Genomic DNA, 11,692 nt, shown 5'->3' on the forward strand with positions numbered 1-11,692 from the left:
TCACCCCGCCCGGTTGAATTTGAGAATCTGTGTCGAGGCAGGTCTCCTGGCTGACGGTGTGCCGGCCTTGGGCCTGGCATTCGCTGCGCCTTCCCGCCGGCCTCATGGATTGAGCCTGCAGTGGCGTGGCAACGAACATCACCGTTCACAGTTGCGGGGGCAGCCGCGGCATTGACCGCGTTCCCTTCTTAGCTTCGACAAACGCCGAAGAACCTCGAAAGCGCAAGGCTACGCATGGTAGGAAGACCGGTCAATCACTGTAGGAGTTGCCGCAGGCTGCGATCTTTTGATTTTGCTTGTAAAAACAGGATCAAAAGATCGCAGCCTGCGGCAGCTCCTACAAAGAGCCGGGCATCATTGCGCTTCAAGTGAGAACCCATGCCAATTGACGCCCAACCCTCGTCCATGCTCTCCTACGCACCTTGTTACGGGTGCCCTTCACAGGGTGAAACGGGAAACCGGTGAATCATGTGCTTTACTCTAAAGCCATGTCAGTCCGGTGCTGCCCCCGCAACGGTAAGCGAGCGAAGCATCAAATCCACTGTGCCACTACGGCATGGGAAGGTGATGTTTTCAGGTTCAGGCCCAAGCCTTTGCCCCTCGTGAGCCCGGAGACCGGCCCGCAACATAAAGTGACCATAACGATCACTGAAACAACAAACCCGCGGTGGGCGGGCGCTGTTTGAAACCCTGCGCGCCTGGTCGTGCAGGTTTTTGCATGCGCTCTTGATTCCCCGCTGACAGACCAGAGGGAAACGCCATGTCGATCATCAGCAGCACCGGCCACACTACAGCCAGCACCACTTCTACCCTGACTCAACGTCTGACCGCCGCCGTCTGCGCGTCGATCCTGGGCGCGTGCCTGGTGTATTTCGCCGGTTTCTCGCACATCGAAGCGGTGCACAATGCCGCCCACGATACCCGTCACAGCTCCGCGTTCCCGTGCCATTGAGACCTGCTGACATGATCAAGCGTATTGCGCAAACCGCAGGTTTCACCGGGCTGCTGGCCGCCCTGTTGCTGACCCTGCTGCAAAGCTTCTGGGTCGCCCCCCTGATTCTGCAGGCCGAAACCTACGAAAAAGCCGAACCGGCTGCCGTTGAAATGCATGAACACGCCGATGGCGCGATGGCTGCCCACACCCACGACGCCGAAGCCTGGGAGCCGGAAGACGGCTGGCAGCGCGTGCTGTCGACCACTGGCGGCAACCTGGTGGTGGCCGTCGGTTTCGCCCTGATGCTGGCTGGCCTGTACACCTTGCGTGCGCCGACCAAAACCTCCCAGGGCCTGCTCTGGGGCCTGGCCGGCTATGCGACCTTCGTGCTCGCGCCGACCCTCGGCCTGCCACCTGAACTGCCAGGCACTGCCGCCGCCGATCTGGCACAACGGCAACTGTGGTGGATCGGTACCGCCGCCTCCACCGCCGTCGGTATCGCGCTGATCGTGTTCAGCCGTCACTGGCTGATGAAAGTTCTCGGTGCGGCAATCCTTGCCGTTCCCCATGTGATTGGCGCACCGCAACCGGAAGTGCATTCGATGCTCGCTCCGGAGGCACTGGAAACCCAATTCAAAATCGCTTCGCAACTGACCAACGTGGCGTTCTGGCTGGCCCTGGGCCTGATCAGCGCCTGGTTGTTCCGTCGCAAAAGCGATGGCCAATACCACGCATGACTGACGTCAGCACAGCGCCGACCCTGGTGGTCGGCCTGGGCTGCCAAAAGGGCTGCCCCGTCAGTACCTTGCTGGCGCTGCTCGACCAGGCACTGGAGGCGCACCAGATTGCGCGCCATGAAATCAAGGCCCTGGCCAGCATCGATTCGAAGCGCGACGAACCCGCACTGATCGAACTGGCTCAGCAGCTTGGCCTGGAATTGATGTACTTCAGCAGTGAACAACTGGCCCCCTATGAGCCGCAACTCAGCCATCAATCGCAAATAGCGTTTGAACGCACCGGTTGCTACGGCGTGGCGGAAAGCGCCGCACTGGCCCTGGCCGAACAACTGGCCCAGGCACCGGCAAAACTGCTGATTCCCCGACAAAAATATGCCCAGGCAACCCTGGCATTGGCCGGCGCGGCATAAAATCCCCGATAATCCCCGCCTCGATCATGAACATTCTTCATCTGAAGCCCTGTTCAGCCCCTTTTATCCCCACAGGAACCGACGATGACCGTCTACTTCATTGGCGCAGGTCCCGGCGACCCCGAACTGATTACCGTCAAGGGCCAGCGGCTGATTCGCAGTTGCCCGGTGATCATTTATGCCGGCTCGCTGGTGCCAGCCGCCGTACTGGAAGGTCATCGTGCCGAGCAGGTAGTCAACAGCGCCGAACTGCACCTGGAACAGATCATCGACCTGTTCAAGGCCGCCCACGCCAAAGGCCAGGACGTGGCCCGGGTACACTCCGGCGACCCGAGCCTGTATGGCGCCATTGGCGAACAGATTCGCTATCTGCGGGAGTTGGGCATTGCGTTCGAAATCGTCCCGGGCGTGACGGCCACCGCCGCTTGTGCAGCGCTGCTGGGTGCAGAGCTGACGTTGCCGGACGTTTCACAGAGCGTGATCCTGACTCGCTACGCCGACAAGACCGCCATGCCACCCGGAGAGGAATTCGCCAGCCTGGCCCAGCACGGCGCGACCATGGCGATTCATTTGGGGGTCAATCACCTGCCGAAGATCGTTGAGGAACTGTTGCCGCATTACGGCGCCGATTGCCCGATTGCGGTGGTTCACCGCGCGAGCTGGCCGGATCAGGACTGGGTGACGGGAACGCTCGAGGACATTGCCGGTAAGGTTGCCGCCAAAGGGTTTCGGCGCACGGCGTTGATTCTGGTGGGACGGGTGCTGGGCAGTGATCACTTCAGTGAGTCATCGCTGTATCGCGCGGGGCATGCGCATCTCTACAGACCGTAATCACCCGGTGTAGGAGCTGCCGCAGGCTGCGATCTTTTGATCTTGTCTTTTAAAAATCAAAGTCAAAAGATCGCAGCCTGCGGCAGCTCCTACATAGGGGTTTCGATAGGGCATAAAAAAACGGCGCTCACGGGGCGCCGTTTATTATTTCGCAGCGAACACCTTAGTAGTAGGCGTTTTCTTTCTGCGTGTGGTCGGTCACGTCGCGAACACCCTTGAGCTCGGGAATACGCTCAAGCAGGGTGCGCTCGATGCCTTCCTTCAGCGTCACGTCGGCCTGGCCGCAGCCCTGGCAACCACCGCCGAACTGCAGGACGGCGATGCCGTCTTCGACCACGTCGATCAGGCTGACCTGGCCGCCGTGGCTGGCCAACCCCGGGTTGATCTCGGTTTGCAGGTAGTAGTTGATGCGCTCGTTGACCGGGCTGTCGGCGTTGACCATCGGTACTTTGGCGTTTGGCGCCTTGATGGTCAGCTGGCCGCCCATGCGGTCGGTGGCGTAGTCGACAACGGCATCGTCCAGGAAGGCTTCGCTGAAATGGTCGATGTAGGCGGTGAAGCTTTTCAGCCCCAGCGCGGTGTCTTCCGGTTTTTCTTCGCCCGGCTTGCAGTAGGCAATGCAGGTTTCGGCGTACTGGGTGCCAGGCTGGGTGATGAAGACGCGGATGCCGATGCCCGGGGTGTTCTGCTTGGAGAGCAGATCAGCCAGATAATCGTGGGCGGCGTCGGTAATGGTAATAGCGGTCATGGAAACTCCTCGCAGGCTTGGGCGCAGTTTACGCCAATCGGCGCGCCGGACAAAGTCCCAGTATTTTTGTCGGGAAAGATTCCGACGATCCCCCCCTGTGTAGGAGCTGCCGCAGGCTGCGATCTTTTGATCTTGTCTTTTAAAAATCAAAGTCAAAAGATCGCAGCCTGCGGCAGCTCCTACACAAGGGTTCGGTGATTGGTCAGAGGTTCTCGAAGCGGTTCATGTCCAGCACGCCCTCTTCCACCGGATCGGTCTCCTGGATGTAGCGGCTCATGTCATGGAAATACTGCCAGAATTGCGGATGACTGCGGCGTATTCCCCAACGTTCGACGATTTTTTCAAAGCTGTCGCTATCCTTGGCGTTCTCCATCGCATCCACGAACGCCGGCACTTGCCCGGCCGGAATGTTGAACATGAAGTTCGGGTAGCTGCTGAGCACACCCGGGAAAATCGTCAGGGTATCGAGCCCCGGCTGATAGCGCAGCGATTCGCCGAGCAGGAACGCCACGTTGCTATGGGCCCGGTTGCGCAGCAGGCTGTAGACCTCACGCTTGCCGCTGCCGGTTTCGATACGCAGCATGGTCGCTTCCGGCAGTTGATCAATCACTTTCAACCCCGCCGCCGGACGCGAAGTCAGGCGGCTCAACACTTGCTCGGCATTTTGCAGGTCCGGATCAATGTTCGGCCGCGAACAGTAGGCGCCATCGCAGCGGTTGATCGGGTCGGGCCTGGCATTGAGGTCGCCATAACGGGCCAGCAATTGCTGGGCGAAATCGCGCTTGGGATCCCGCGGATCAAGCTTCAGCGCCGTCGGCGTGTCATCGTCGATGGACTCGTAGTCCAGCCACATCTTGAATTTGCCACTGTTCTGATACCAGTCGTCGAGGTAGCCCTCCCGCGAATCGGCGGGCATCAGGCGCAGGAAATTCTGCTCGGCGCCGTTACGGATCAGGTCGAAATACAGGCGCGTCTGGGCCTGATGGGACACATTGCCGAACACATCGAAATTGACTGCCAGTTGATAGTAGGTGCGCTCCAGCAGCGGATAGTCGAACAGCCACATCGTCTGCGGCACCTCACCGATCAGGCCCTTGGTCACCGAGGCGCTGTCGAAATGGCGAAAGATGCTCAGCAGTGCGTTGTCGTTGCCGGCCCACAGGGTCGACCAGCTCGGTGCGGGCTCGTCGGCGTAACTGTCGCGGCGCAGGGCCTCGTATTCGTTGCGTTTGTCGCGGTAGTCGTGCCACAGGGTCAAGACGCTGCCGACATCATCATTCTGCCCCGGCATCGCCAGCAACGGCGTGGCTTGCCCGCGATAGTTCGGGTCGGTGATGTAGAGGTCGTGTTCAGGTGCCTGGAACAACGCCCAGAAGTTATCGCGAATCACGTCCGTGGCGATCTGCCCACGACACACTGGCCCACGGATAAAGGTGCGCACGAAGTACTCGGCGTTATCGAGCATGAACTGATAGCGAGCCTGGGCCGGAATCGCTTCGAAGGTGGCAAAGGGGTTGGCCCGGCTCTTCGGCCCGTAGCCCGGTAATGCATTGACCTCCCAGTTGCCGCTGTAGAACAGGGATTTGACCCGCGCCAGTTTCGCCGAACTCAGCGGATAGGTGATGTGGGTCTTGTGCACGATCACGCCCTGCACCGGCCACAGGCGGTAGTAAAACTCGGTGCCCGGATCATCGTTGGGGCGCCGGGTATTGATCAGGTCAATCGGCTGGCCGGGCGGCGTGCGCGAACGCACCCACTGGAAGAAATGCCCGGGCTCACCTTCCTTGAAGTAAATATGGGCGAGGAACCAGTGTTCATACAGCCAGCGTCCCACCAGGCTTTGCCGGGCGCCCGGCGAATTGAGCAGGTTTTCCCACAGGATCACTTGCTGCGCTTCCTTCGCACTCGGAGCCAGGGCCTGTTGATCGATGGGTGCGCCTGCGGCCAGCCAGCGTTGCAGCGTCTGGTACTGCGGGTCGGTCAGGCCGGTTACCGCCAGCGGCATGCCTTCCTTCGGATGCGAAGCGGCGTAGCCATCGAACTGCGCGGGCATGGAACACATGTTCTCCCGGTTCAGGCCCAGGACGATGTCTTGTGGCAGCCTGGCGTTGGGTTGCAAGGGGGTGTTGTGGCCCAGTTCAAGCATGCGCGCCATCAACCCGGCCTGGCTGCCCTGTGCATCGAGCACCGAAAAGAAGCCCTTTTGCTGCCAGGCGGCTTTTCCGGAGGCGTCCAGAAACAGCCGCGTCGGTGCCACCGCTTTAGTGCGGTCACCGTCGTAAACCGGGACTTTCGTCGCGCCGCGTGCCGCGCCCTCGCCGCTGCCCAGGTTTAGCTGACAGGCGGCGTCGTTGCAGGCGTGGCAGGCCACGCACTTTTCAGTGAAGATCGGTTGAATGTCTCGACTGTAGGAAATGGCAGAGGAATTCGCCGGACTTTGCGCCGCAGCGCCCCAGCTTAAAAGCATCAACACACTGCTGATGACGAAGCGATGAGACATGTCCCTGGTCCTGGATCCTGAAAAAACGCCGCGATTCTACCGGTCTGCCACCCCTACCAACATGAACGATATTCATGCAAAACCGAGTCATGCTCTAAAAGCGCACAGGTTTGCTATCATCCCGGCCCTTCGTCATGGTCTTACCGAGTAGTCCAAATGTCCGATCGCAGCGTTCGCCTTCAAGCTCTCAAGCACGCCCTCAAAGAGCGCATCCTGATTCTCGATGGCGGTATGGGCACGATGATCCAGAGCTACAAGCTCAAAGAGCAGGATTACCGTGGCAAACGCTTCGCTGACTGGCCGAGCGATGTCAAAGGCAACAACGACCTGTTGGTACTGACTCGCCCGGACGTGATTGGCGGCATCGAGAAAGCCTACCTCGACGCTGGCGCCGACATTCTGGAAACCAACACCTTCAACGCTACCCAGATCTCTCTGGCCGACTACGGCATGCAGGGCCTGGCGTATGAATTAAACGTAGAAGGCGCTCGCCTGGCACGCAAGGTCGCCGACGCCAAGACCCTGGAAACCCCGGACAAGCCACGCTTCGTCGCCGGCGTGCTCGGTCCTACAAGTCGCACCTGCTCGTTGTCCCCGGACGTGAACAACCCCGGCTACCGCAACGTGACCTTCGATGAGCTGGTGGAAAACTACACCGAATCCACCAAAGGCCTGATCGAGGGCGGCGCCGACCTGATCCTGATCGAAACCATCTTCGACACCCTCAACGCCAAGGCCGCGATCTTCGCCGTGCAAGGCGTGTTCGAAGAGCTGGGCGTCGAATTGCCGATCATGATTTCCGGCACCATCACTGACGCCTCGGGCCGCACCCTGTCGGGCCAGACCACCGAAGCCTTCTGGAACTCCGTGGCCCATGCCAAGCCGATTTCCGTTGGCCTGAACTGCGCCCTCGGCGCCAGCGAGTTGCGCCCGTACCTCGAAGAACTGTCGAACAAGGCTGGCACCCACGTGTCGGCGCACCCGAACGCCGGTCTGCCGAACGAATTCGGCGAGTACGACGAACTGCCGTCGCAAACCGCCAAGGTCATCGAAGAGTTCGCCCAAAGCGGCTTCCTCAACATTGTCGGCGGCTGCTGCGGCACCACGCCGGGCCACATCGAAGCCATCGCCAAGGCCGTGGCCGGTTATGCGCCGCGCCAGATCCCGGACATTCCCAAGGCTTGCCGCCTCTCGGGCCTGGAACCCTTCACCATCGATCGCAGCTCGCTGTTCGTCAACGTCGGCGAGCGGACCAACATCACCGGTTCCGCCAAGTTCGCCCGGCTGATCCGCGAGGACAACTACACCGAAGCCCTGGAAGTCGCCCTGCAGCAGGTTGAGGCCGGCGCCCAGGTGATCGACATCAACATGGACGAAGGGATGCTCGATTCGAAGAAGGCCATGGTGACCTTCCTCAATCTGATTGCCGGCGAACCGGACATCTCCCGCGTACCGATCATGATCGACTCCTCGAAGTGGGAAGTGATCGAAGCCGGCCTCAAATGCATCCAGGGCAAGGGCATCGTCAACTCGATCAGCATGAAAGAAGGTGTCGAGCAGTTCATTCACCACGCCAAACTGTGCAAGCGCTACGGCGCCGCGGTGGTGGTGATGGCCTTCGACGAGGCCGGCCAGGCCGACACCGAAGCGCGCAAGAAGGAAATCTGCAAGCGCTCCTACGATATCCTGGTCAACGAAGTGGACTTCCCGCCGGAAGACATCATCTTCGACCCGAACATCTTCGCCGTGGCCACCGGCATCGAAGAGCACAACAACTACGCCGTCGATTTCATCAACGCCTGTGCCTACATCCGTGACGAGCTGCCGTACGCGCTGACTTCCGGTGGCGTGTCCAACGTGTCGTTCTCGTTCCGCGGCAACAACCCGGTGCGTGAGGCGATCCACTCGGTGTTCCTGCTGTACGCCATTCGCGCCGGGCTGACCATGGGTATCGTCAACGCCGGGCAATTGGAGATCTACGACCAGATCCCAATGGAACTGCGCGACGCCGTCGAAGATGTGATCCTCAACCGCACCCCGGAAGGCACCGACGCCCTCCTCGCCATCGCCGACAAGTACAAGGGCGACGGCAGCGTCAAGGAAGCGGAGACCGAAGAGTGGCGCAACTGGGACGTCAACAAGCGCCTGGAACACGCGCTGGTCAAAGGCATTACCACCCACATCGTCGAAGACACCGAAGAATCGCGCCAGTCCTTCGCTCGCCCGATCGAAGTGATCGAAGGTCCGCTGATGGCCGGCATGAACATCGTCGGCGACCTGTTCGGTGCCGGCAAAATGTTCCTGCCCCAGGTGGTGAAATCCGCTCGCGTGATGAAACAGGCCGTGGCGCACCTGATCCCGTTCATCGAACTGGAAAAAGGCGACAAGCCGGAAGCCAAGGGCAAGATCCTCATGGCGACCGTCAAAGGCGACGTGCACGACATCGGCAAGAATATCGTCGGCGTGGTGCTCGGTTGCAACGGCTATGACATCGTCGACCTCGGCGTGATGGTCCCGGCGGAGAAAATCCTCCAGGTGGCCAAGGAGCAGAAGTGCGACATCATCGGCCTGTCCGGCCTGATCACCCCGTCGCTGGATGAGATGGTCCATGTCGCCCGCGAAATGCAGCGCCAGGACTTCCACCTGCCGTTGATGATCGGTGGCGCCACCACCTCCAAGGCGCACACCGCGGTGAAGATCGAGCCGAAGTACAGCAACGACGCGGTGATCTACGTTACCGACGCCTCCCGCGCGGTCGGCGTGGCGACCCAGTTGTTGTCCAAGGAGCTCAAGGCCGGTTTCGTCGAGAAAACCCGCCAGGACTACATCGAGGTTCGCGAGCGCACCGCCAACCGCAGTGCCCGCACCGAACGCCTGAGTTATGGCGCGGCCATCGCCAAGAAACCACAGTTCGACTGGGCGAGCTACACGCCGGTCAAACCGACCTTCACCGGGACGCGGGTGCTGGACAACATCGACCTCAACGTTCTGGCCGAGTACATCGACTGGACGCCGTTCTTCATATCCTGGGACCTGGCCGGCAAATTCCCGCGCATCCTTCAGGATGAAGTGGTCGGCGAAGCGGCCACCTCGCTGTACAAGGATGCCCGGGAAATGCTCACCAAACTGATCGATGAGAAGCTGATCAGCGCCCGCGCGGTGTTCGGTTTCTGGCCGGCCAACCAGGTGCATGACGACGACATCGAACTTTATGGCGATGACGGCAAGCCAATGGCCAAGCTGCACCACCTGCGCCAGCAGATCATCAAGACCGACGGCAAGCCGAACTTCTCCCTGGCCGACTTCGTTGCGCCCAAAGACAGTGAAGTGACCGACTACGTGGGTGGCTTCATCACCACCGCCGGCATCGGCGCCGAAGAGGTGGCCAAGGCCTACCAGGACGCTGGCGACGACTACAACTCGATCATGGTCAAGGCCCTGGCCGACCGCCTGGCCGAAGCGTGCGCCGAATGGCTGCACCAGCAGGTGCGTAAAGACTATTGGGGCTACGCCAAGGATGAAGTGCTGGATAACGAAGCGCTGATCAAGGAGCAATACACCGGCATCCGTCCGGCACCGGGTTATCCGGCCTGCCCGGATCACACCGAAAAAGCCCAATTGTTCGCCCTGCTCGATCCAGAGGCCCAGGAAATGCGCGCCGGCCGTAGCGGCGTGTTCCTCACCGAACACTACGCCATGTTCCCGGCAGCAGCGGTCAGCGGCTGGTACTTCGCTCACCCGCAGGCGCAGTACTTTGCCGTGGGCAAGGTCGACAAGGACCAGGTACAGAGCTACACCTCGCGCAAAGGCCAGGAGTTGAGCGTGACCGAACGCTGGCTGGCGCCGAACCTGGGTTACGACAACTAAGGCAAGATCAAGAGATCGCAGCCTGCGGCAGCTCCTACAAGGGAATATATAACCCTGTAGGAGCTGCCGCAGGCTGCGATCTTTTGATGTGTATTGTCTATGCTTGCCTCACACACATTCGTGGCGAGGGCTTTATGGACGATCCGGCCGACAACAAGCCGCCGAGCTTCTGGCAAATGCTGCACAGCGTCATGGCGGCGGCGTTCGGGGTGCAGAGCGGGAAGAACCGGGCCCGTGATTTCACGCACGGCAAGCCCAGTCATTTCGTGATTCTGGGGATCCTGTTCACGGTGGTGTTCGCCTTGACGCTGTTCGGCATCGTCAAGCTGGTGCTACTCCTGGCCGGGGTTTGACGCGGCTCGGTGCATCAGGGTTTGCAGGGTGAACGGGTACCGCCAGGACGCGGGACGGCCCTTGGCCGAGAGTTTGTGAAAATCCACACCGAAGTCCTGCGTGGCACCCATCGCCAGCAGTCGCCTGGCCTGTGCCCGGTCGATCAGCTGCAGCAACGGAATCTGGCGGTCACGGCCGCCGTACTGGCTGATGTCCACGCCCTCATCGTAGTCATGCAATTGCACCAGCGCCCAGCCACCCAGACTGAAGTGCCCGCCCAGCAACACACTCAGGCGACGGTCCAGCAGTGCCTGCAACGCCTCGGGTGAACTGTTGATCGCGCCGAACAGCACGCCCTTGCCTGGCACACCGCCGGCCTCGACGTACGCCTGCATCACACCGAACGCCATCTCGTCGTTCGCGGCCCAGACCAGCGACGTCTGCGGGTAGCGCTTGAACAACAACCTGGCCTGCTCGTAGGCGCGTTGCCGGGTCCAGCCGCCGTACACCAGCTGGCGCAAACGCACTTCGGGGTGCTCGGCCAAGGCACGCCGCAGGCCTTTCTCGCGATATTGCGCGGACGGGGTGATCTTCAAACCGGAAAAGGCCAGCAGTTCAATCGTCTGGCCGGGGGCCGCCGGGCCGTGCTGCCGGATCAGTTCCTTGAGCATCAGGTAGCCGCCCTCCTCGTCATTGGGCACCAGGCTGCCGAGCAAATCGGGATACTTGTCAGGCCGCGCGCCAATCAATTTCATCTGATCCGCCGTCAGGGCGTTGTTGACCATGAACAGCTTCACCCCGCTGCCTTTGGCCAGCCGCAGGATCTCGGGGGCGATGTATTGCTCGTTGACGAAGACCAGGTAGTCGGGACGGTGGTAGCCCTGAAGGGCTTCACGAGCCTGGTGAATGGTGTTTTCGGAGACGCGGTCGGAATACTGGATACGCAAGTCCATCCCCAGGTCCGTCGCCGCAGCCTGCATGAACTGCGAGTAGCTCGCCCAGAAAGCTTCCGTTGGGGTCCCCGGATTCAGGAACAGCACTGACGCCGCTTGGGCACAAGGTCCCACGACCATGCCCAGCGTCAGCAATACGCCATACAGAAACTTCAACATTGGTCGTCCGAGCCCCCGGAAATTCGCCGCGCATTATAGCCAGCGAAAGTCCGTAAAACGGCGATTTTTCCGGTTTTTGTCGGACAATCGTCGGAACCGGGCCCGGACGGGTCGTTTATTGGTGGCTGACCCAGAAAACCGCCGTCCCCACGACCAGGATGATCAGGAACAAGATTGCCCAGGCATCTACGGTGCTATCGCTTTTCCGTGCTTTGGTTGG

At 60.7% G+C, this 11,692-nt stretch carries 9 protein-coding genes and 2 riboswitches; of the genes, 6 read left to right on the forward strand and 3 right to left on the reverse strand.

From position 1 onward, the window contains the following. Nucleotides 1–19 precede the first annotated feature (19 nt). Nucleotides 20–232: riboswitch (cobalamin riboswitch) on the reverse strand. 180 nt (nucleotides 233–412) lie between these two features. Continuing rightward, nucleotides 413–638: riboswitch (cobalamin riboswitch) on the forward strand. A gap of 122 nt (nucleotides 639–760) precedes the next feature. The 4 genes from CD175_RS07550 (at nucleotide 761) to cobM (ending at nucleotide 2,912) form a co-directional block, all read left to right on the forward strand. After that, nucleotides 761–952 carry a CbtB domain-containing protein gene (locus tag CD175_RS07550; RefSeq protein ID WP_007974650.1) on the forward strand — a complete coding sequence of 64 codons (192 nt, stop codon included), beginning with the start codon at nucleotides 761–763 and terminating at the stop codon, nucleotides 950–952. Nucleotides 953–963: 11 nt separating this feature from the next. Next, nucleotides 964–1,671 carry a CbtA family protein gene (locus CD175_RS07555; RefSeq protein WP_104448364.1) on the forward strand — a complete coding sequence of 236 codons (708 nt, stop codon included), beginning with the start codon at nucleotides 964–966 and terminating at the stop codon, nucleotides 1,669–1,671. Then, nucleotides 1,668–2,081 carry a cobalamin biosynthesis protein gene (locus tag CD175_RS07560; RefSeq protein WP_015094887.1) on the forward strand — a complete coding sequence of 138 codons (414 nt, stop codon included), beginning with the start codon at nucleotides 1,668–1,670 and terminating at the stop codon, nucleotides 2,079–2,081. Before CD175_RS07555 ends, CD175_RS07560 begins: the two co-directional genes overlap by 4 nt. An 84-nt stretch (nucleotides 2,082–2,165) precedes the next feature. Next, nucleotides 2,166–2,912: a precorrin-4 C(11)-methyltransferase gene (cobM, locus tag CD175_RS07565; RefSeq protein WP_104448365.1), complete on the forward strand. Its 747-nt coding sequence runs from the start codon at nucleotides 2,166–2,168 to the stop codon at nucleotides 2,910–2,912. A gap of 163 nt (nucleotides 2,913–3,075) precedes the next feature. Here the strand turns inward: cobM and nfuA are convergent, their stop codons facing one another. Next, complete coding sequence (gene nfuA, locus CD175_RS07570; protein ID WP_007912592.1) at nucleotides 3,076–3,660, reverse strand: Fe-S biogenesis protein NfuA; 585 nt, start codon at nucleotides 3,658–3,660, stop codon at nucleotides 3,076–3,078. 202 nt (nucleotides 3,661–3,862) lie between these two features. Then, nucleotides 3,863–6,160: a fatty acid cis/trans isomerase gene (locus tag CD175_RS07575; RefSeq protein ID WP_104448366.1), complete on the reverse strand. Its 2,298-nt coding sequence runs from the start codon at nucleotides 6,158–6,160 to the stop codon at nucleotides 3,863–3,865. Between the two features lie 156 nt (nucleotides 6,161–6,316). Here CD175_RS07575 and metH point away from each other — a divergent pair, with 156 nt between their 5' ends. Together metH and CD175_RS07585 are read left to right on the forward strand one after the other, a co-directional pair. Beyond that, nucleotides 6,317–10,027: a methionine synthase gene (gene metH / locus CD175_RS07580; RefSeq protein ID WP_104448367.1), complete on the forward strand. Its 3,711-nt coding sequence runs from the start codon at nucleotides 6,317–6,319 to the stop codon at nucleotides 10,025–10,027. A gap of 134 nt (nucleotides 10,028–10,161) precedes the next feature. Continuing rightward, nucleotides 10,162–10,380 carry a DUF2970 domain-containing protein gene (locus CD175_RS07585; protein ID WP_007980782.1) on the forward strand — a complete coding sequence of 73 codons (219 nt, stop codon included), beginning with the start codon at nucleotides 10,162–10,164 and terminating at the stop codon, nucleotides 10,378–10,380. Here CD175_RS07585 and CD175_RS07590 read toward each other — a convergent pair. Next, entirely contained in the window at nucleotides 10,360–11,472 is a 1,113-nt protein-coding gene (locus CD175_RS07590; protein WP_104448368.1) for an ABC transporter substrate-binding protein, read from the reverse strand. The two genes, CD175_RS07585 and CD175_RS07590, sit on opposite strands and share 21 nt — an antisense overlap. Nucleotides 11,473–11,692: the final 220 nt, after the last annotated feature.

The sequence above is a fragment of the Pseudomonas laurylsulfatiphila genome (assembly GCF_002934665.1).
GTDB classification, from domain to species: Bacteria; Pseudomonadota; Gammaproteobacteria; order Pseudomonadales; family Pseudomonadaceae; genus Aquipseudomonas; species Aquipseudomonas laurylsulfatiphila.

What these genes read in the sequence shown, in the direction of transcription:
- CD175_RS07590 (WP_104448368.1), bottom strand. Translation starts at nt 11,472, where the DNA reads ATGTTGAAGTTTCTGTATGGCGTATTGCTGACGCTGGGCATGGTCGTG.
- CD175_RS07550 (WP_007974650.1), top strand. Translation starts at nt 761, where the DNA reads ATGTCGATCATCAGCAGCACCGGCCACACTACAGCCAGCACCACTTCT.
- CD175_RS07560 (WP_015094887.1), top strand. Translation starts at nt 1,668, where the DNA reads ATGACTGACGTCAGCACAGCGCCGACCCTGGTGGTCGGCCTGGGCTGC.
- CD175_RS07555 (WP_104448364.1), top strand. Translation starts at nt 964, where the DNA reads ATGATCAAGCGTATTGCGCAAACCGCAGGTTTCACCGGGCTGCTGGCC.
- nfuA (WP_007912592.1), bottom strand. Translation starts at nt 3,660, where the DNA reads ATGACCGCTATTACCATTACCGACGCCGCCCACGATTATCTGGCTGAT.
- CD175_RS07575 (WP_104448366.1), bottom strand. Translation starts at nt 6,160, where the DNA reads ATGTCTCATCGCTTCGTCATCAGCAGTGTGTTGATGCTTTTAAGCTGG.
- metH (WP_104448367.1), top strand. Translation starts at nt 6,317, where the DNA reads ATGTCCGATCGCAGCGTTCGCCTTCAAGCTCTCAAGCACGCCCTCAAA.
- cobM (WP_104448365.1), top strand. Translation starts at nt 2,166, where the DNA reads ATGACCGTCTACTTCATTGGCGCAGGTCCCGGCGACCCCGAACTGATT.
- CD175_RS07585 (WP_007980782.1), top strand. Translation starts at nt 10,162, where the DNA reads ATGGACGATCCGGCCGACAACAAGCCGCCGAGCTTCTGGCAAATGCTG.